General features: G+C 38.2%; 25 protein-coding genes and 1 other annotated feature. Of the genes, 4 read left to right on the top strand and 21 right to left on the bottom strand.

Annotated features, from left to right (window positions below):
• Nucleotides 1–52 precede the first annotated feature (52 nt).
• The 13 genes from AC0VX7_RS10985 to AC0VX7_RS10925 all read right to left on the bottom strand — a co-directional run bounded on the left by AC0VX7_RS10985 (nt 53) and on the right by AC0VX7_RS10925 (nt 10963).
• Nucleotides 53–214 (bottom strand): hypothetical protein, encoded by a 162-nt coding sequence (locus AC0VX7_RS10985; protein ID WP_475427851.1) that lies wholly within the window; start codon nt 212–214, stop codon nt 53–55.
• A 196-nt stretch (nt 215–410) separates the two neighbouring features.
• Nucleotides 411–1847: a proline--tRNA ligase gene (proS, locus tag AC0VX7_RS10980; protein WP_475427850.1), complete on the bottom strand. Its 1437-nt coding sequence runs from the start codon at nt 1845–1847 to the stop codon at nt 411–413.
• A 55-nt stretch (nt 1848–1902) separates the two neighbouring features.
• Nucleotides 1903–2115: a binding site (T-box leader), on the bottom strand.
• A 218-nt stretch (nt 2116–2333) separates the two neighbouring features.
• Nucleotides 2334–3161: an STAS domain-containing protein gene (locus AC0VX7_RS10975; protein ID WP_475427849.1), complete on the bottom strand. Its 828-nt coding sequence runs from the start codon at nt 3159–3161 to the stop codon at nt 2334–2336.
• A 143-nt stretch (nt 3162–3304) separates the two neighbouring features.
• Nucleotides 3305–3835, bottom strand: a complete 531-nt coding sequence (locus AC0VX7_RS10970; protein ID WP_475427848.1) for a DMT family transporter — start codon at nt 3833–3835, stop codon at nt 3305–3307.
• A 12-nt stretch (nt 3836–3847) separates the two neighbouring features.
• A complete protein-coding gene (locus AC0VX7_RS10965; protein ID WP_475427847.1) occupies nt 3848–4546 on the bottom strand; it encodes a Crp/Fnr family transcriptional regulator in 699 nt (232 codons plus the stop codon).
• Nucleotides 4547–4584: 38 nt separating this feature from the next.
• Nucleotides 4585–5010: a DMT family transporter gene (locus tag AC0VX7_RS10960; RefSeq protein WP_475427846.1), complete on the bottom strand. Its 426-nt coding sequence runs from the start codon at nt 5008–5010 to the stop codon at nt 4585–4587.
• A gap of 141 nt (nt 5011–5151) precedes the next feature.
• On the bottom strand, nt 5152–5379 hold the full coding sequence (locus tag AC0VX7_RS10955) for a hypothetical protein (protein WP_215029238.1): 228 nt from the start codon (nt 5377–5379) through the stop codon (nt 5152–5154).
• A gap of 255 nt (nt 5380–5634) precedes the next feature.
• Nucleotides 5635–6654: an STAS domain-containing protein gene (locus AC0VX7_RS10950; RefSeq protein ID WP_475427845.1), complete on the bottom strand. Its 1020-nt coding sequence runs from the start codon at nt 6652–6654 to the stop codon at nt 5635–5637.
• A gap of 182 nt (nt 6655–6836) precedes the next feature.
• Nucleotides 6837–7013, bottom strand: a complete 177-nt coding sequence (locus AC0VX7_RS10945; protein ID WP_475427844.1) for an amino acid transporter — start codon at nt 7011–7013, stop codon at nt 6837–6839.
• A gap of 94 nt (nt 7014–7107) precedes the next feature.
• Nucleotides 7108–7278: a hypothetical protein gene (locus tag AC0VX7_RS10940; RefSeq protein WP_475427843.1), complete on the bottom strand. Its 171-nt coding sequence runs from the start codon at nt 7276–7278 to the stop codon at nt 7108–7110.
• Between the two features lie 509 nt (nt 7279–7787).
• Nucleotides 7788–9917, bottom strand: a complete 2130-nt coding sequence (locus AC0VX7_RS10935; protein ID WP_475427842.1) for a heavy metal translocating P-type ATPase — start codon at nt 9915–9917, stop codon at nt 7788–7790.
• Nucleotides 9910–10278 carry an ArsR/SmtB family transcription factor gene (locus tag AC0VX7_RS10930; protein WP_475427841.1) on the bottom strand — a complete coding sequence of 123 codons (369 nt, stop codon included), beginning with the start codon at nt 10276–10278 and terminating at the stop codon, nt 9910–9912. The genes AC0VX7_RS10935 and AC0VX7_RS10930 overlap by 8 nt, the downstream gene beginning before the upstream one ends.
• A 289-nt stretch (nt 10279–10567) precedes the next feature.
• On the bottom strand, nt 10568–10963 hold the full coding sequence (locus AC0VX7_RS10925; protein ID WP_475427840.1) for a FixH family protein: 396 nt from the start codon (nt 10961–10963) through the stop codon (nt 10568–10570).
• A gap of 185 nt (nt 10964–11148) precedes the next feature.
• Between AC0VX7_RS10925 and AC0VX7_RS10920 the strand changes: the two genes are divergently transcribed.
• The 4 genes from AC0VX7_RS10920 (at nt 11149) to AC0VX7_RS10905 (ending at nt 13934) form a co-directional block, all read left to right on the top strand.
• Nucleotides 11149–11694 carry a copper resistance CopC family protein gene (locus AC0VX7_RS10920; RefSeq protein WP_475427839.1) on the top strand — a complete coding sequence of 182 codons (546 nt, stop codon included), beginning with the start codon at nt 11149–11151 and terminating at the stop codon, nt 11692–11694.
• Nucleotides 11695–11825: 131 nt separating this feature from the next.
• Entirely contained in the window at nt 11826–12794 is a 969-nt protein-coding gene (locus tag AC0VX7_RS10915; RefSeq protein WP_475427838.1) for a copper resistance D family protein, read from the top strand.
• A 43-nt stretch (nt 12795–12837) separates the two neighbouring features.
• On the top strand, nt 12838–13518 hold the full coding sequence (locus AC0VX7_RS10910; protein ID WP_475427837.1) for a DsbA family protein: 681 nt from the start codon (nt 12838–12840) through the stop codon (nt 13516–13518).
• Nucleotides 13518–13934, top strand: a complete 417-nt coding sequence (locus AC0VX7_RS10905) for a disulfide oxidoreductase (RefSeq protein ID WP_475427836.1) — start codon at nt 13518–13520, stop codon at nt 13932–13934. The genes AC0VX7_RS10910 and AC0VX7_RS10905 overlap by 1 nt, the downstream gene beginning before the upstream one ends.
• A gap of 121 nt (nt 13935–14055) precedes the next feature.
• Here AC0VX7_RS10905 and AC0VX7_RS10900 read toward each other — a convergent pair whose 3' ends face one another.
• The 8 genes from AC0VX7_RS10900 to AC0VX7_RS10865 all read right to left on the bottom strand — a co-directional run bounded on the left by AC0VX7_RS10900 (nt 14056) and on the right by AC0VX7_RS10865 (nt 19848).
• A complete protein-coding gene (locus AC0VX7_RS10900) occupies nt 14056–15096 on the bottom strand; it encodes a flavin-containing monooxygenase (protein ID WP_475427835.1) in 1041 nt (346 codons plus the stop codon).
• Nucleotides 15097–15328: 232 nt separating this feature from the next.
• Nucleotides 15329–15787 (bottom strand): NUDIX hydrolase, encoded by a 459-nt coding sequence (locus AC0VX7_RS10895; RefSeq protein WP_475427834.1) that lies wholly within the window; start codon nt 15785–15787, stop codon nt 15329–15331.
• A gap of 435 nt (nt 15788–16222) precedes the next feature.
• The gene (locus AC0VX7_RS10890; protein WP_475428137.1) at nt 16223–16438 is read right to left on the bottom strand and encodes a tyrosine-type recombinase/integrase; all 216 of its coding nucleotides are present in this window, start codon (nt 16436–16438) and stop codon (nt 16223–16225) included.
• 80 nt (nt 16439–16518) lie between these two features.
• On the bottom strand, nt 16519–17343 hold the full coding sequence (locus AC0VX7_RS10885) for an MBL fold metallo-hydrolase (RefSeq protein WP_475427833.1): 825 nt from the start codon (nt 17341–17343) through the stop codon (nt 16519–16521).
• Nucleotides 17344–17446: 103 nt separating this feature from the next.
• Nucleotides 17447–17797 (bottom strand): cell division protein FtsK, encoded by a 351-nt coding sequence (locus AC0VX7_RS10880; protein WP_475427832.1) that lies wholly within the window; start codon nt 17795–17797, stop codon nt 17447–17449.
• A 94-nt stretch (nt 17798–17891) separates the two neighbouring features.
• A complete protein-coding gene (locus AC0VX7_RS10875; protein ID WP_475427831.1) occupies nt 17892–18731 on the bottom strand; it encodes a M48 family metalloprotease in 840 nt (279 codons plus the stop codon).
• A gap of 156 nt (nt 18732–18887) precedes the next feature.
• Complete coding sequence (locus AC0VX7_RS10870; protein ID WP_475427830.1) at nt 18888–19319, bottom strand: WapI family immunity protein; 432 nt, start codon at nt 19317–19319, stop codon at nt 18888–18890.
• Nucleotides 19320–19380: 61 nt separating this feature from the next.
• A complete protein-coding gene (locus AC0VX7_RS10865; RefSeq protein ID WP_475427829.1) occupies nt 19381–19848 on the bottom strand; it encodes a GNAT family N-acetyltransferase in 468 nt (155 codons plus the stop codon).
• Between the last annotated feature and the right edge of the window lie 32 nt (nt 19849–19880).

The following is a 19880-nucleotide window of genomic DNA, read 5'->3' as shown; positions in this document are numbered from 1 at the left end:
AAATACCTGAATTTTCCAAAAACGAAACCGATTTAAAGCATAGAGGCGGCCCCTATGCTTCCAAAACACTTTCTGAAGCAGTTGTTCGGTTTTTCTTTTTCAAAGCCGGTTTTGCAGTGATTGTTGCATTTTGAATATGGCCTTGTATTCGCTTTATTAATGTTTCGTCGCTCTTTTTAATAAGGATGGCATCATATGGTCCTTGAGAAAACATCAAAGTTCACCAAAAGAGTTTTTCAAAAAATGAAAGTACGTACAGTAATGGAAACAGTCTATCAAGTATAGAAAAAACGGCAGTCTTTGAACTGCCGTTAAATGTCTACCTTATCCTTCAAGATCGTTCTGCTTTTCGATCATTTCGAGATACCTTAACTGCATACCCCTTCAATCCGCCTAAAATGACGGCTCCCTTAATAAGCGCGCGCAAACCAAACGGTGTGTTTTGATTCGCTGCCACAGTGGATGCATGTCTGTTTTTCTGCTGGCGGGTTGAATGGTATGTTTCGAGTTGTGAATTTTGTTTTTTCTTTTACGCTTGCTTCACAATCATCGTCTCCGCACCAGCCTGCCAATACCCATCCCGGGATAGTTTCACTTGCCTGGGACTCTGAAATATGTTGTTCCAGCTGTTCCAAGGTCTCAATATGGGTATGGGAATTTTCTTCACGGAACGCTTTTGCTTTTTCAAACAAACGAGATTGCATCGTTTCTAGCTCGTTTTTAACTCTTTCGACCATGGATTCCAATGGAACAGAAATTTTCTCGTCCAGATCCCGAGCCTTCATTAACCCCTGATTTTGATCTAAATCTCGAGGACCTAGTTCAATACGGACAGGAACACCTTTTAACTCCCACTCATTGAATTTATATCCTGGTGATTGATCGGAATCATCAAGTCGAACGCGAATGCCTTCTGCTTTTAAAGCGGCGAAGATTTCATCCAGTTTCTCGATGATGGCCGGGTTCTTTTTCCATGGGCCAACTGGGATCAGAACCACTTGAGTTGGCGCGATTCTTGGCGGCAGTACGAGACCCTGTTCGTCCCCATGCACCATGATGACGGAACCAATCAAACGAGTGGAGGTACCCCAGGATGTTGTATGCACAAATGTGTGTTTATTTTCTTTATTCAAGTATTTAATATCGAATGCTTCCGCAAACTTCGTACCCAGGTAGTGGGATGTTCCTGCCTGGACGGCTTTTCCATCCTTCATCATTGCTTCGATCGAATAGGTGTCAACAGCACCGGCAAATCGTTCAGACGGTGTTTTTTGGCCATCATAAACTGGAATCGCGAGCAAACCTTCGACCACTTCCTTATAGATATTCAACATTTGCATCGTTTCCTTGCGCGCATCTTCCTCGTCGACATGAGCCGTGTGACCTTCCTGCCATAAAAACTCAGAGGTGCGGATGAATGGGAGAGTTTTCTTTTCCCAGCGGAATACATTTGCCCATTGATTAATCAGGACTGGAAGGTCGCGATAACTTTTAATCCAATTAGAATACAAATGTCCAATCATCGTTTCCGAAGTTGGCCTCAATGCCAGACGTTCTTCTAATTCCTCTCCTGCAGCTTCCGTAACCCATGGAAGTTCTGGCGAGAAGCCTTCAATATGGTCCTTTTCCTTTTGGAAGAAGCTTTCCGGAATCAACATCGGGAAATAAGCATTGCGGTGGCCTGTTTCCTTGAACCGCTTGTCCATTTCCGCCTGAATGTGCTCCCAGATTTCATAACCATCCGGCTTAAAAGCAATACAGCCGCGAACCGGGGTGTAATCAAATAATTCCGCTTTTTGAATCGTATCAATATACCATTTTGTAAAATCATTTGTTTGCTGTGACATGTTCTTCTCCTCCTGAAAAATCAAATATAAACATAAAAAAGCATAAAGAGTCCTTAATAAGGACGTCTTTATGCTAATAGACGTGGTACCACCTTAGTTCGACATTCATTATGAATGTCCTCTAAAGTTTGTATCGGAACGACCCGGTTAGTTTTTCGCTAACATCTCCGTGGCAGGTTTCAATAAGGAGGGGTGATATAGCTTTCAGCCATGGCTATATTCTCTGGATTCACAATCCCTATTTACTTGATCACATCATTGATTCCATATTTATAAATTAATATATCAAGTTTCTATCAGGAATTCAACTAGAAGCATAGGGACGTACTTTATGCTTCTAAACACACTGACAGCAGTAACTCCCAACTGGTGATCATTTAATGAAAAGGAGACTATCCAACTGCAATTTTCCAATGGAAAGGCTTCCCTTTGATTATTCATGCAATAAATCGACAGTTTTTATACTGCCGCCTTGTGTGATCATGTTTATTTTGCATTAGCCAAAATTGCCTGCTGTACTGTTCCATAAGTGGTCAATTTAGAGAAATCGACTCCTGTGTTGATGACATCGACTGCAAGTTCAGGGCGAATTCCTGTCAGCATTGTCTCAATTCCGATCAGCCTCAGGACTTTATTGATATTGAAGATGCGAGCTGCTATTTCTGCATCGATCATGGCGATTCCAGAGAAGTCGATGATCAGTTTCTTGATTCTGAGTTCGCTGATCTTTGGAATGACATGGGTCATGATATGGTCGCTGCGTTCAAAATCGAACTCGCCGATCAATGGCAGGATGGCCATGTCCTCTTCGAGCGGAACGATTGGCGATGACAGTTCAGTAATGATTTTTTGATTCCTTTTGTTCTGTTCGTTTGCAAGCCTTTCCCGCTCCATCATTGTTTCCGTGATACTTAAATCGAGCAGGTAGCTGATTCGGTTATTGACAAAAACCACTTCTTCGGTGGTTAGTCCTTCTCCAACCGAAATCTTTGTCAGCATTTCAATTAGCTGAAGGCGTGTTTCCGCGTAGGGCTTCAGAATACTGGCGAGCTCCTCATAGCTGAATTGATATTCTCTTCGATTTGCTTGCCGTTCTTTATGCCAGGCAATGAAAGTCTCCGCCACCTCTTCCTTTGGCAGGTTCAGTGTGTTGCCGAGAAATTCCACGAAGGCTTTATTCGTTTTCCTCGATTGATCGACGAATTCTGCAGGCAGTTCAATTTCGAGTTTTTTTAAATTATAATCAGTAATTTCCTTACTGATTTCATCTGCATGATCTTGTAGGTATTTAGAAAATCTTTCGATTGGATTCACAAATTCAGCTCCTATAAACAGATCCGTTTTTTCTTTTTATCGATTATACCATTATTATAAGGATTTATATAATTTCAACTATTTCAAATCAACTTATTGGCATAATCACTACAAAATAAAAACGGCAGTTATCGACCTGCCGTCTAAGATTTCCTTATAAATTTTTCACTATACGATTGGTTATGATACTTCTGCTTTTGGATCATGTCGGGAAGATATAACCTCAGCTTTTTCTTCCTGCCTTCGCTCCACTTAAAGACAATCGCTCCAGCAATTATGACGAGAACACCGAGGAATTGTTGGAAAGTAAACGGTACCTTCTCCAATCCCATCCAGCCTAATGAATCCCATAATACCGCAAAACCGAGCTGTGAAGTCAACACGATTGAGATCGCGAAGGTCGGCCCGAGATACCTTATGGCCTGGACGATGCCTGCAACGACTCCGATTCCGAGCAAGCCGCTGAACCAGTACCAACCTTTCATTTGCTGCAGATCGAACATTTTGCTTCCTTCAAAGAACAGGCCGAGGATGAAGGATGCCACGAATCCTAACCCTAATACTAAGGTCGTTGTCGTCCATGAGCCCGCTTTTTCATTGACCTTGCTGTTAAAAATATTTTGCAGGCCGACAAGCGTGCCAGCCATTAATGCAAATAGTAAGCCTAAAAGCATCGTTTACCCTCCCTATTCATAAAGATTTTCCTTAGCAAGAGATTTGAGTCCTTCCAAATCCTTGATTACGATTGCGCCGTTGTTTCGCTCAACCAGGCCATTTAAGGAGAATTCCTTAATGACCCTGTTGAGATGGCGGTAGCTTGTTCCAATTAAATTGGCAATGTCAGTGAGGTTCGATGTACTTACCTTCCCATTGACCAGCGCTTCGTTTTCATCATAGGCGACAGAAACGAGATAGCTGGCTAATCGAGTCTCTACCGGGTATAGGATGTTATGGCGCATGAACTGGGATTTGATATAGAATTTCCTTGTTATGATTTTCAGCAAAAATTGCAGGAATGGAGAGTGATCTTTTAAAAATCTTCGCAGCACAGTTTGCCGGACTCCAATCATGACGACAGGAGAAACTGCCTCAACGGTATTGATCGTATCAATTTCCTGCACATATTCAATATCGCCAATGACTTCAAGCGGAGTTTTAAAGGAAAGAATCAATGTTTTACCCTCTTCGGACGTGGTGAAAATCTTCACTTTCCCCTTAACCAGTATATATAGATACTCAACAGCCTCACCTTGGGAACAGATTTGCTCCCCTTTTCCAAATTCAAATAGTGTTAAGTATGGGATGATCTCCTCATTAAATAATGATTGTATCTGGTGAGACTTCAAATACGTTTCAATCTGTTCCGTTGCTTTTAATTCTTTCATAAGCTTTCATGCCCCTTTAATCTTGTTAAACCCTTCGATTACCAACCTAGAATCATTACACCTGCTACCATCATTGTAATGCCAATTAGCTGTGGTATCCTCATTTTTTGTTTCTTTCCTCCGAACCATCCGTTCCGGTCAATCAGGAACGTCATCCCAAGCTGTGCGATCAACATCGCAGAAACTGTTAGAGTGACACCAATAAAATGGATTGCAGTCACGTTACTAAAGACAACAATCGCCCCAAAGGTACCGCCAATCAAATAAAGCGGCCTCACTTTTCTCAGTCCTTGCCATTGTCCTTTTACAGCAAAAATCAAGACCAACAGAGCAGCTAAAAACCCGGTAAGTTGTGTAATCGAAGCCGTCTGCCATGTACCGATATCCTGGCTGATCCTCGCATTAGCCACTCCCTGCAGCGTGATAAAAGCTCCCCCTAAAAAAGCAAAAATTAAACCTTTCATTTCTCTCTCCCCAAATCTCATGTTTGTATTAATTAAATGACAGAACAAGAGGGTTCGGGAAGGACATATGTCCTAAAACAAACTATATTTGTTTCAAAACGCTAAAAAACGCCTGTATAATGACAGGCGTTTTCCTCAGTATTAATTGTTATTTTCTTCGCTAGGCTCTTCATCTAAATCTGGTTCTTCTTCATCAGGATTTTCTTCACTAGGCTCTTCAGTTACGTCTGGTTCTTGGTTATCTTCCTGCTCTTCTATGTTTTCCATGTTATTTTCATCTTCCGGTGGCGGCTCTTCATCCGCAGCGCAACCGGCCAACATAATTCCTGCACCTAATGGGATAGACAATAGTACATTTTTGAATTTCATTTCTATCATCTCCTATTCTACGATGTATGTTCCTTCATTTCTTTCCCTTTATGAAGGGACATAAACATCCATTTGAAATGCAGCGGCTATAGGTTGAATGAGAATAGATCCACTCCATCATTTGGCAATGTAGATAGATCATTTCATATTGTTAGCCGAAAAAAGATAATGCACTAGGTTATGATTAGGTACTTCCTTTGGGAAACTTACTAGAAGAAAAAGGCTGAACCAGGAATCCCAGGTTCAGCCTCATTTTTATTTCTTCTCCACCAATTCATATCCATTCTGTTGGATGGCATATTCAACGCCTTGCTGCAGGCTTGAGAAGGATTGGATGCCCTCGATTTTAACGTTGGAACTTAAGATTTGGATGCTTAGTTCCGCAGACACACCGACAATAAAACAATGACCCCCGATCAGGCGGATTGACTGAATCAATTTTTGGATTCCATGGATGGTGTAGGGATCTACGTTCTTAATTCCTGTTAAATCAATCAAAAGATATTTTGCCTTTAGCCTTGTGAGTTCAACCAATGATTTTTCAATCATGTTGGTAAGCCGCTCTTCGTTGTATTTACCAATCAACGGGAGGACAAGGATCCCCTTCAGAACCGGAATGATTGGCGAGGAGAGCTCTTGTATCAAGGAGGAGAGCTCTTCTGTTCGGGCCTCTACCTTCTTTTCCAATTCCATGATGCTTTCCTGCTCTTTTTTTCTTGCAAGTTCATGAATGTTATGCGTAATGGTCACTGCAGATGGGAAGATTTCAACCTCATCATATTCATGGCCTTCCTGTTGGCTTTTGGTCATTTTATACCACATGTCTTGCTTGAATAGTCCGCTGAAAATACCGGCCCAATGGCTTGGCAGCAATACTCCGGCCTTATTTTTACCAGCCAGCTTGAAAATGCGGTGTTCCCAGCTATTGCGGATTCTCAAGACAGCTCTTTTCTCTTCATAAGAGTAATCATGAATTTCGAAAACTCCCCAGCCTGCGCTCTTGTATATATCACTATATTCATTCAGCAACTCAACCACATCGGTCCTGCCCTCATAATAAGAGCTAACAAGCTTGCCCATGCGGAATCCGGTCACTTCATACACAGTAGTTGACACATCACTTCCGGAAATTTCTTCAATCGTATTCAGGAACAACTCAATCGCCGAATCCCAGAAAAGCAAAGCAGGAGCGCCATCAAAAGTCAGCTCCCCTTCCTGGCTATTCCATATGAATTCATTTTTGTTCACTTTTATCTGATGGTTAGAATGTCCCATTTTAATACTCCCTCAATTGTACGAATTAGTTCCATTCTAACTAAAACAATAATAGAATGCCAATTTGCCGGTCTGAAATTCAGGAGGAAGCAAAAGAACGTACCATTTACCTATATTAACTAGCTTAAATGCATTTACTAGCACAGAACAATTAGTTTCCTTCTGATCGATCACCTTTATTGTTATTTCAAAAGATTAGCGATTATGATAAAGAGTATGGAAAGAGTAAAGAAGCCAATCATAAAATAACCAAAATACCTTAATGGCTTAGGCAACTTTTTCAGATTCACATCAGTTGGTATTCCTTCGATTCTGCTCATATGTTCCATTGCATCATTAATAGGCTTTTTATCCGACATAATAGCACTCCTTATTGTTTCACATTTACCATCAAATTTTGGACACATTGTTAAAAGTTCCATTGGCACTAAAAGGAAAAATCAAGACTTCAATTTATATTAAGAAAACGGCAATTAAAATGATGAATATCCCTGCAATTGTAAGGACATCCTGTCGGTGATTAGCTGCTTTTTGCTTTTGACCGATTTGTTCTTTCTCGTATTGTTTGTGGATCTTATGGTGCAGATGTTCATCGCCCGGTATCTCGGGTGATTGCACACCCATTAGCCCTCTTCCTCCGAAGTAACCGAGCTTGTGAAAAGGTAAAGCAGCATTTAAGAGTATAAAACCTATTATTAATCCCGAAACTCCAACCATATTACCATCGAATTTCCCGATCATAAGAAATAAGATTAGGAAAAGAGCTGCATAACTGCCGCCCACGATATAGAAGCTGAGCTTTAACCTTCGCAACACCTGTATTCACCTCTTTTTACATACGAAATTCCTCTGCAAAAAGTTCCCAATTCATTTTCAACAAACAAGGGACTTATTGTTGGTGAAAATCGACAAGCCCTTTCTTCATGTCCATATAGAAGTACAGCTTATAGGTATGAATGAAATTACTGCTGTTGGAAGCATAAACATTACCATGGATAGAAGTGAATGATATATCTTTTTTTCTTTCATCTTATTCTACTCAGTGCATCGCTGCTTATTGATATCAACAGAAACTATTTCGATTCATCATTTGTCAGTTAAAAAGAAGCTTCCCATTCCTGGGAAGCTATTGTTTATTTGTCTTTAACTCCGAGAAGTCTAAGGCTGTTTAAGGTAACAAGTAAAGTGGCACCCATATCTGCAAATATCGCGATCCAGAGCGTAAGCCACCCAGGAATTACAAGCAATAACGCAACAAGCTTTATACCTAATGAGAAGGTTATATTCTGCTTAATAATCGCTAAAGCTTTTCTGCTTAGTTTTACCGTAAAAGGCAGCTTCCCTAAGTCATCAGCCATCAGGGCAATATCGGCCGTTTCTAATGCTGTATCTGTCCCTGCACCTCCCATGGCCACCCCAACAGTTGAGGCTGCAAGAGCAGGTGCATCGTTTACTCCATCACCGACCATGGAAACGCGGTTAAATTCTTTTCTTAGGTCTTTGATGTAGTTAAGCTTATCATGCGGTAAAAGCTCTGCTTTAATATCCGAAACGCCTACTTGCTTTCCGATGGCATTCGCAGTCCTAAAGTTATCTCCAGTTAACATGATTGTTTTCTCGATACCCAAAGCATGAAGTTTTTGAATCACTGTTTGACTCGTTTCTCTCACTTCATCTGCAACAGCGATCAACGCCGTTACTTCCGTTGATGTACCAGCAACCATCACGGTTTTCCCCTGGCTTTGTAAGGTTTCAATTTTCTCTTTTAGTTCGGCCTCGATTCCGTCAGTGAGAATTTCTTCAAATAGATTCGGGCTGCCAACAAAATATGTCTCACCCTTGATGTCCCCTTTTATTCCTTTACCCGTTATCGAAGAAAATTCCTTAATATCAACACTTTGATAATCCAGATTTTCTTCCTCTGCCTTTTTCATGATCGCGGAAGCCAGTGGATGCTGCGACCCGTTTTCTAGAGCAGCTATGATTTTTAATTGTTCTTTTGATGCTCCATCTTGCGGAAGATAATCAGTGACGACAGGAACCCCTTTTGTTAATGTTCCTGTTTTATCAAAAGCAATGGCTTTTATCGATCCCATTTCTTCTAAATGAATTCCACCCTTAATTAACACGCCGTTTCGGGCTGCGTTTCCGATTGCGGTAACAATTGAGACAGGAGTGGAAACCACAAGGGCACATGGACAGCCGACCACTAACACTGCTAAACCTTGATAAATCCAGGTGTTCCAGTCAGCTCCGAAAAGCGGAGGAATTACGGCAACACCTAGAGCAATCAACATAATGGCAGGTGTATAATACTTAGCAAAGCGATCGACAAACGCCTGGGAAGGTGCTCGCTCTGCTTGTGCTTCTTCAACTAGATGGATAATCTTCGCAATGGTCGTGTCGTCTACATGTTTGGTTACTTTAACCTCGAGCAGTCCTTCTTCATTAAGGGTTCCGGCAAAAACTTCATCATCGATCGTTTTAGCCACTGGCACGGACTCCCCAGTGATCGCTGCCTGGTTTATAGAAGAGGTTCCTTTCATTACAGTGCCATCCATCGCAATTTTTTGCCCGGGTTTGACAATCATAATGTCTCCAATTCGAATTTCATCGACCTGGATCATCAGTTCCTGATTTCCTCTTCTAATCAAGGCTTCCCTTGGTGCAATGTCCATTAATGATCGAATGGATTGACGGGCTTTATCCATTGAGTAGGTTTCAAGGGCTTCACTAATGGCAAACAGGATGACAACTGTGGCACCTTCTCCCCATTCACCAATGAAGGCTGCACCAATGACGGCAATGGTCATCAAGGTTTTCATATCAAAATTTAATCGAAACAGGTTTTTCAACCCAGTGTTAAACAGTCGGTAGCCTCCAATTAGGATCGAGGCTGCGTATGCAATAATGGAGGCTATATTCTCTTCTCCATTCAATTGTCCGGAAATCCATCCCATCAGCAAGAAAACAAATGAGGTAATGACCGTAGCATGCTTTTTCAAAAATGGCTCTTTCTTTTCTTCAAATCGTTCCTTCTCCGGTATGACTTTAAGATTCTCGAATGCTCCGGCTTTTTCAAGTTGTTCAATGGAAGCATTCCCGTATAAAACAAGTTTGGAAGCGCCAAAGTTCACACTTGCATCTGAAACACCCTCCAGGTGTTTTACGTTCTTTTCGAACGTAGTCGCACAGCCTGCTCAGGTGAATCCCTGTATACGGTATACATGTTTTTCGGCTGATTGTTCAATCGCTTTATCCATGCACTTTCCCCTCCTTTTCATGAGTGAAGGTTAGTTGAATCAGTTGTTTTACATGTTCATCATCTAAAGAGTAAAACACCAGCTTTCCATCTTTACGATGTTTTGCCAGACCCATGTTGCGGAGCAGGCGTAAATGGTGTGAAGCAGTTGCTGTTGTACATTCTACAATATTGGCGACGTCACACACACAAAGCTCATCTTCCTCACTTAATGCAAAAGCAATTTTTAATCGTGTATCGTCTGCCAATGCTTTGAACACTTTAGAAACAGAAAATGTATTATGTTTAGATAAAGATTCCTTTACCCGGTTCACTTTAGGACCATCAAAACAAGTGATCTCACACACATCATCATGTTTCAAACGACCTCACCTCTCATTCAAACATTTATTTGAGTATCAGTATATGCAATGCATTTCAAATAGTCAAACGATTATTAGAGTATTACACCAAAAAATCCTTTTGGCTATGGTCAAACTTTAGGGACTGCATAATTCCCTTTATTCGATTCGATTACCATATGTATTTGTTTTATTGTTTCTTTCACAGACGTAATTACTGTTGAGAAAAATAGGGATTTTTAACGAAGTTAGTTAAGAAAATATGATTAACAAAAAAAGAATGGAAGCCCATTCTTTCTGTGTCTACCTATTATTCGCCTACTTCTAGTTGGACTTTCGGCATATTGTGCATATTTCTGGCTGTTACATGTGCAATTACATTGTATTTGCCTGGTTCATCAAACACTTTTTCTGCATAGTACACGCCCTTTTTCTTATCCAATTTTCCTGAAATCTTTTCGTGCTTGTCATCAGCTTGACCGTCTTTCCATATCTCAAACTTCATTTCATCTGTGTCCTTAACCACTTCTTTTCCTTGGGTGACTTTGGCATCAATTCTTATGGATTGGTTTACTGTTAACGTTGCCGGCGTTGTCTCTACAGCTACTTCAATCAATTCAGGCACTTCTGGATCATCCGTCGTTTTGTTGGAACATCCAACAAACACGAACATTGTACTAAGAATTAATAATATTAACCTCTTCATTATAATTTCCTCCTATATAGGACAAACATGATCTTTTTTAAAAAATATATAACATAGAGATTGGTTTAGGAATCAATTAAATAATTTGTTTGAAAAGTTGTCACATTTTACATTCTAACATCTGTTTGACTGTTAAGGTAACTTTGTTAAAATAGAAAACGGTTAGTACTATTCGGAGGTTAGAAATGATTAAAAACACCCTTTTATCTTTTCTGTTGCTGTTTACTTTCACAAACACTGTGGCAGCACATACAGGCTTAGAAAACTCTTCACCAAAAGATGGTGAAGTTGTATCGGAACAAGTCCAGGATATATCATTGGACTTTGAAACAAAAATAGAACAAGGCAGCACATTCAAAGTATATGTTGTTAATGGACCTGTTGTACCTATCGCCAATATTACCTTGAACGAAAAACAAATGACAGGATCTGTCGAACAACCCTTAGAAAATGGGGAATATCTCGTACAATGGGCGATCATCGGCGCAGATGGCCATCCAATTGAGGGGGAATTTACCTTCTTTGTTGAAATGGAACAAGAGGAGTTAAAGGAAAAACCCGTTGAAGAAGAAAAAGAACTTGGGGATGATACAAATTCTGCCCCGCATTCATCAAACAAAACGGAAAACCAGCAAGAATCATTGTCGGATTCTGTTTTATTAACAATATTGGTCATTTTGACCCTTATCATTATAGGGACATTCTTGATCTTTTTTAGAAGGAAGAAGTAACCATGATCACGATAACCATCATCAGCGAAACACTACTTTATCTATGCTTCTCCCTTCTCATGGGGGCCTTTGTTTTAAGCTTGGTACCACATTCGTACAAGCCAGAAATTAGGATACCAAAGGGGATTCTGATGTCTGCCACAGGCGGTATAGCCTTATTTTCCTTTATTCCGGTATTATCATTAATTCTTCATTTATATCATGACTTAGGCTTCTTAACTACTTTTCAATCCGTGCTCTACACTTTTGAAGTCGGAAAAGCCTGGATTCTTACCTTTATCCTTGCAAATCTACTATTTATCTATATTGTCTGGATTGATTATCGAAAAAGGACAATTTATGCTTTGATTGGACTAGCTTTTACCATTCTATTAATATTAGCCCTTGGATGGTCGAGTCATGCTAGCTCACTTGATCAATGGAAAGGGTTCCTGACCCATTCGGCTCACTTTACCGCTGTAAGTGTTTGGGTAGGTGTTCTGATTGTCGTAAGCTGGTTCTCAACCAATCAATCCAACTGGTTATCATTTTTAAGGTGGTTCAGACCTCTGGCTATGATTGGCTTTGCTGCAACAATCCTATCCGGTTTAATCCTGATGTCGTTCGTTGTGGAATTTAAGGAATACCCGACTTCCTGGAGTATCTCTTATGGACAAGCTCTTTTATTAAAGCATTTGCTCATCCTTCCCTTAATGGCTTATGCCTTTATTAATAGTTTTCTCGTTCGAAAAAAGTTGCTGGTGGATTCATCGTATAATCCAATCCCATGGACAAGAGCTGAAAGCATCGTGATCCTTTTCATTTTTTCTGTTACTGCAGCATTAGGGCAGCAGTCGCCACCTCATGAAATTGCATTGACAATTCAAACTGAAGGAGTTTCAAAGCTTTTTTCAACAATATTCAGGGGGAATATTGATCCAGAATTAGTCGTCCAATTCTCTGTAAACTGGATCAGTTTATCGTTTTTGACTTTATCCTTTGTTTTCTTGGCACTCATCATTCTGTCATTCATCAGGAAAGTTCCAATCATCATTTCGTTTTTCATGTGCTTCTTATTTGTAATATCCGGATATTTATCTCTTGTACTCAGTCTTCAATAGAACACAAATGTTTTCCTCATTAAAACTATGAAGAGGTGTTAAAATGAACAACAAAACAAACAAACCATTTAAGATGGCTGTAGTTATAACCATCATTATTTTTGCCTTATTAGTCGCTTTGGTAGCAGTAAATAATATGAAATCAGATACATCTAATAATGTTAGCTTTGATAAACAACCATCAATTGAAGGACAGCCTGTATTAGGTGACCCAGATGCACCAGTGACGGTTGTAGAATTTGGGGACTTTAAGTGCCCTGCATGTAAAGCATGGAGTCAAAACTTCTACCCTCAACTTGTAAAGGATTATGTAGAAACAGGTAAAGTTAAGTTTGCCTATATTAATGTTCTTTTTCATGGTGAAGAATCAAAATTAGGTTCTCTTGCTGCAGAATCTGTATTCAAGCAAAATCCAGAAAGCTATTGGACTTTCAATAAAGAAATGTTTAAGGCTCAACCAGCAGAAAACCATGATGACCTTTGGATCACCAATGAAAAGATATTGGAGATTGCCTCCGGAATTCCCAACATTGATGTAAAACAATTAGAAAATGATATTAACAATCAAACAGAAATAGAGGAAGTTAATAAAGATTCACAGTTAGTTGAAGAGTTTAAAGTTGAACTTACACCAAGTATCATGATGAATGGAACGATGGTTGAGGATCCTTTCGATTACGAACAAATCAAACTCCTCATTGATCAGGCGTTAGAGGATAAATAATGATGGATAGTCTAAGGAAATATTCTCTTTATCTTGCATGGCTTGTATCAATTGTTGCCACTTTAGGCAGTCTTTATTTTAGTGAAATACGCGCCTTCATTCCTTGTGAGCTTTGCTGGTATCAGCGAATACTAATGTACCCATTAGTATTAATACTTGGCATAGGAACCTTTCAAAATGATTCAACTGTAAAGCGTTTCGTCTTGCCTATGGCAGTCATCGGTTGGTTTGTCTCATTATTCCACTATCTACAGCAAAAGGTCCCTGGTTTTGCAGAAATCAAACCTTGCTCCAGCGGTGTTCCTTGCAGCGCTCAATATATAAATTGGCTTGATTTTATTACCATTCCATTTTTAGCATTCACAGCTTTCTCATTGATAATTGTGTTTATGTTACTAATTAAAAAACAAAAATAAGTTAGTAAAAAAAGCTTTGGGAGTCCCAAAGCTTTTTTTACTGTTTATTTAGTTCTATGGTGGAAAAGTTTATCTCTCTGTTTTCCATTCTTCTTTCAAACATTCAAATATGACATTAAATTCAACTAGATAAAATGTGATGATAAAGGTATTTTGCATCCCTGCCTACGCCCTGAATAAGGGCAGATCCTCTGCTATATTGCCAGGGTAATCCTAGAAAGTATAAACCCTCTACAGATGTAATGCCCCTTTTATGGATCGGGAGGCCATTTTCTACAAACTCCAAAGAGGAATTTATCCATTCAAAATTCGGTTTAAACCCAGTTGCCCAGACAATATTGTTTACTTTTAATTCACTTTTATCTAAAAAAATTATTGAATCATTATCTACTGAACTAACTCTTGGTTTTAATTTTACGAGGTTATTTCTTATTAAGTTTTTTAGTTCGAGCCCAAAGATTGGATCGTTCTGCTTTTTTATGAATTTACCTATTATCGAATCTAAGTTAGCACGATATATTCCCATTTTATCAAAATACCAAAAAATACTTTTATCCCCTATATTTAAGGGAAGAAATTTCATTTTGTGGCCAACGGATAGATAAACATCCCTTTCATTTGATAATTCAGCAGCTATTTGGGAACCTGAGTTTCCTCCTCCAACAACCAGTACAGGTCCTTCTTTTAACTGCATTCGGTTTTTATATTCGGATGAATGGAGTTGAAAAATACGACTTGGAATTGTTTTCGATAGTTCAGGTATGAAGGGTGTTTGAAAAGGCCCCGTTGCAATAACAACATTTTGTGCCAAATATTCCCCTTGATTAGTTGATATTTCAAAGTAATTCTTACCTTTAAATAGCTGTTGTACAAAAGTATTTAACTTTACAGGAAGGTCGAATTTCTCTTTATATTGTTTTAAATATAAACTAATCTCATCTTTTGTTGGATAAGTATTCTTATTGTCATCTAATTTTAACCCAGGCAATGAACTATAATAATGTGGTGTAAACAAGGTAAGTGAGTCGTACCTATCCTTCCACACTTCTCCTACTTCTGCTGATTTGTCTAATATAATAAAAGAGAGGTTACTTTTCTGTAAAAAGTAACCTATTGAAAGCCCTGCTTGTCCAGCTCCGATCACAATAACGTCATAAACCATATTGAGCACATCCAATTTTTTTATATACTAAAAATTTTAACATAATATTCCACATATTGGTCCAAAAAACAAGCCCTATAATAAAGCTTGTACAGATGGTATATTTAGGTGTGCTTCCAACTTTTTAACTATAATGGATCGATTGTGGAATAAGAAATTAGTCAATAATGAGTTCAACAAAAAAGGCGGTTAATCCTTCCTGGATCAACGCTTACGCTAGCATAAAGAAGATCTATTTAAAAAGTTGCTCATTATACATGCTAATTGAGTGTAATTTCTCTTTTAGTAAGTTATCAAGTATTTGCTTTAATACAATTGGTTCTCGCAAATCTTTATTATCAAATGTTACAAGATCACTCACTTTAACCCACTTGCTATCAGTAATTTCATCTTCTTCAAGATATAAGGAACCTCCAGTAATCACACCAATAAAGTGAAATAAAATAATCTGACTATTCATACTACTGATAAAATTATATACCCCAGTAGTACCAATCAGTTTAACCTCCAACCCCGTTTCCTCTTTAACTTCCCTCTTAGCTGAATAGAGGATGTCTTCACCATATTCAATACGTCCACTTGGAAAGTTCCACTTATCAACAGCATTAGGTTTATTCTCTTTTATTATTAAGACTTTATCATCACTAAAGATTGATACACTAGCCACTAAGATAATTCCATTTTGGGACATTTTTTCTCCTCGATTCTTTCTGAGAATTAAATTTGTCTCTATGCATCTCATTACTCTCTTTTTCACTAACTTGCTTTGCTGGTAATAAATCGAAGGTTGTTCTAGGTAACCAGCATACGCCTCATTTCTTGATTCTTCCATCAACTGAATTAGTCGATTGGCTGAAACAACAGGAAGTCATTTAATCCACCTGTGTTAATTAACTAATTCATTCCCTATTCTTAATTTCGTTTAATAATTCAACTATCTTTTGGTTTGTTTTATTTAGTTTCCTCAGCTGTACTTCTATTGAAAAAATTGTTATAACTACAGCTATTCCAATAATTATCGCCAAATTATTTAACTCTCCCTCTGTAAAAATATTCTCTTATTCATGCCTAATCTGAATTGTTACTTCAATTAGATAAAAAATCCATTCCTGGAAGAGACATCTTTTTAATGTATGCATAGAGAAAAGCACTTATCGAACTTATCCGGATGAAATAGGTTTGATTTGGTGCCTTCGGTCGAACTGAGGATGGTCAAGTTGACGTGGCTCAAAAGGCTTTGAATAACTTCTACTGGTGCTCCATTGATAAATAAATGGGTGGCATAGATGTGGCTTAATTGGTGAGGGTGGGTTTCTCTATTGATGCTGGCACGAGCTGAGATTTTTTATATTTCCAACAATTATAGCTTCTGAGTGAATTATATTAAATTTATATGAGATATTTTCTAACCTATTTTATAGATTAGTAAGATATCTTTTGGTATTCTCCCAGCACGGAATGAACAATATGAAGGGAATCCCATTCACCGGAGGAAAAACGAATAATAGGGTATTTTTTAGGGAACAGAGTTTCATTAATTTGCTTGGGTGTCTTGCCCTCATCATACAGCTTTAAAATATTTCCCTGCAGGTCCAGAAGGTACTCCAGCTTTCGTTTTAAGGCAGAACGGCCATCATTCAAGTAACCGGCATGGCTGCAAAATACATCAGTAAAATCATGGGTTAGTACTTTTTGCAATGACTCGATAATATCGGGAATGCTTTCCTCCTGCAAGACTACCTTTGTCTTCTCTTGGCAATAGAGGTCGCCCGTAAAAAGCTGACCGGTTTCACTGTTTAAAAATGCCGTGTGATCTTGAGAGTGACCCGGGGTCTTGATTACATTCCATAGGGCATTTGCAGAAGAAAACGAATCTCCAATCGATTCTGCCCGAAACGGCCTGCGCCTTCCCCAATATAATTGACGATACAGCGGATAATCCGGCTTCTTCGTACAATATTTTATCATCTTTTCATTCATCAAAAGCGACACTTGAAGCTCTTTCTGCAATAAAGCGGCACAGCCGGTATGATCCTCATGATAATGCGTCATCACAATTTGCTGAATTTCTAGTTCTTTAAAAAATGGGATAAACTCCTTCTCCAATGACTTTGCCCCAGTATCAATCAGAACACCATCGAGGGAAAAACAATGGACATTTAGTTTTACACCTTGAAATGAGATGGATCCGTTGCCCATCTGCACTCCATTTACTGATTTTTGGGTAAAGTTCTTTTTAAACAGCATAGTTTCATCCTCCGCTAATCACCTTTTTTTCATGGTAACACAAAGTGAATAGCTATTCATTATCTTCCAGAATTCTCACACCTAATACTTTGGGGCACGTTATTTATACTATTAGCTCATGGACTACGCCACTTATATACATAAATAAGCCTATTAAGGCCAAACAAAAACCTATAAAAAAAGTCCATGGATTATCTTCTTTTTCCCTATCAAAAGTTCCATAAGTTAAGAAACAAAAGATGATAGTTATGATGGGAAAAGCAACATAAATTGGTCCAAATGCAAAAGATACTCCACCTAAGAACATTGATAAGATGCCAAAAGGGTTTTGTCCCTTAATACGATTTATATATTCCCTATCTACTTCTGAAATTCCCACACTATCGTTACAAAATAATCTTTCTTTTAGTTTTGTAAATCCAAAGAAATTACTTACTTTGTTAAAGAATTTCATAAGTCCTCCTGAAGCATTCGATTTTCAAATCTTACACCCGTTTAAGTAGAATGTTTTACAATTTTGTTAAATTAGTTGAATCTATAAGTGTTTTTTAATAATCCAACCACCTAGTAACTCTTTCCTCAAAATTGTGATTTTTCCAAGCAATAATTACGTTCAGTTCCCCGACTTGTAAAACTTCTTCTTGAAACAACAGATCGCCCAAAAAGTATGCCAATCGAGGGTAACCAAAGGTTTTGCCGCCATTAATGGAAAACCACTCACGGAAAACTTCCTGAGGGGGACTTTTTACAAGATCTTTTGCAAACTCAAGTTGAATCTCCTTTTTGTGAGATGATGCAAATTCTAACCATTCATCACCGTTATCATCAAAAGAAAAATAAACGGAAGACGACAACCCAGGCGATGTTTTTCTTGAAAAATGTGTAGCCGCCCCTTCTTGATATAGCCAGGTAAGAGGACTATTCCACTCCACTTTTGACCAGTCATTTCCCGCTTTATCTGAAATAATATTATGAGTAACGTGTCCTAATTCGTGTGCAATAATGGCTTGTAGATGACTAATTTCTGGTGATAATTTTTCTAACGCAAAAGTTACACTAGGTATTATTTGTCTGTGTGAATAGGCATTGGAACCAAAACCACCGACAATAAAATTTACATCAATAGGAAAATTCACTTGATACATATCCAAGTAATTTTGCGCTACTTTTTTTATAATAGTTTCAATTTCGTTGTGGATTAACTTGATGGAAGCCAGGACTTGAGGATACCTTTTTATTGACTGACTATGCCTTTCTTCGGTGTCTTTGCAATGATATAAAAAGTACTCTTTAAAAATCCCTGGAAACTTCATATAGTAGCTCCGCAAGAAATTTATAGAAGGTTGATAGTTATCCAAAAAATACGGTACAGTATCATTTATCTTCAAAAAAAAACCCTCCTAATTATTAAGTAATTAAGGTATCTTCAACTAATAATTAATAGGCTATTTAAGTTGATTTTAAAATATAATCTAAGTTTTTCTTAACCTGCTGGTTTAGTTGGAGAGTTAAAACTGAACTAGTATATAGCCCAACAGTGTGAATTATGGTTTTCCTAGCACAGGAAAGACAGATAGAATTGATTCTATTTCTTTTATTATAGCTTTTAAATAGGATTGGTCTGAGCAGAAATCAAATTTTAAAACAGCCCCAATCCCTGCTGGATAGCACGTTTCTACTTCCCAAGAAACTCTTCCTTTTTTATCAAGTTCACCCTCGAGTTCAATATACCCATCCAAATTGATCAGACTAGCTTTACCTCTTAGCTTTTGATCCATTATTTTTAGCTCATTAACAAAAACCCTTAATTCATCTGTTCTTAAATCTGCGCTGAATTGAGCTTTATATCCTGGGATTTCTATTTTTATTGTTGACGTAATCCAATTACCATCCCAATAATCCGTAAAAGTGGGGTGGCTTCTGGATATTACTTCAATCTGTATTTTTGTATCATCGCCTGATATATGAAATTTCACAATTATCACCTGTAAATTTATTTTCTGTTATTAATGTTCTTTCAGACTTTTTAATATAAGACTATTTACATTCATATACCATCTTAAGAAATTCAAATGTGCTACCATTTGTATCTTGCTTAAAAGTCTTCGTTTCAACAAATCCAACTTTCCTATATGCTTTAATTGCCCTTTGATTAAAGGTTGCAACTGATAAGGTGATTTTCTCAGGTCTAAATTCTGATTGAATAAAGTGGATAGCCTCTTTTATAAATCCTATCCCTTTGCCTTTCCCGGTTAAATCCGGTCTCATTCCTAATCCAATATCAAAAGTTTTATCGGAAATTCTGATAACACTTAAGTACCCAATCAATTCATTTCTTTCTGTAACAGCGTATGTAAAGTTTCCTCGTTTTTTGTGGTTCAAGAATTCAGCTAAATCTTCTTCATCCGCATCCATATTATAAAAAGAATATTCACCGCCATAACGCCATTTATATGCTATATTTTCAGCTTGCTCTTGTGTCAAAACATCAAATTCATAAGTCATCTTATTTCCCCACGTTCTCCCCTAATCTGCCT

The organism is Mesobacillus sp. QJM3NY_10, from assembly GCF_056173465.1.
Note: the sequence above shows the minus strand (reverse complement) of the source record. Positions and strands in the feature narration are given on the sequence as shown.